This window comes from Paenibacillus apis (genome assembly GCF_018333295.1).
GTDB lineage: Bacteria > Bacillota > Bacilli > Paenibacillales > Paenibacillaceae > Fontibacillus > Fontibacillus antibioticophila.
Map to the genome: position 1 here is coordinate 1 of NZ_BORS01000073.1, position 277 is coordinate 277.

At 48.7% G+C, this 277-nt stretch carries 1 rRNA gene; it reads right to left on the reverse strand.

The features are described 5' to 3' along the window. Nucleotides 1–223 (reverse strand): 16S ribosomal RNA (locus tag KI362_RS25380); the annotation flags it as partial. Between the last annotated feature and the right edge of the window lie 54 nt (nucleotides 224–277).

Genomic DNA, 277 nt, shown 5'->3' on the forward strand with positions numbered 1-277 from the left:
TTGCTCCGCCTTTCATTACCTCCCCATGCGGCAAGGTAAATTATCCGGTATTAGCTACCGTTTCCGGTAGTTATCCCAGTCTTACGGGCAGGTTGCCTACGTGTTACTCACCCGTCCGCCGCTAACTCTCAGGAGTGCAAGCACTCCATTAAGTCCGCTCGACTTGCATGTATTAGGCACGCCGCCAGCGTTCGTCCTGAGCCAGGATCAAACTCTCCAATAAAGTGTTTGACTTGCTCATTTCAAAACTGACGAGAAAATTAATTCTCTCAAGATA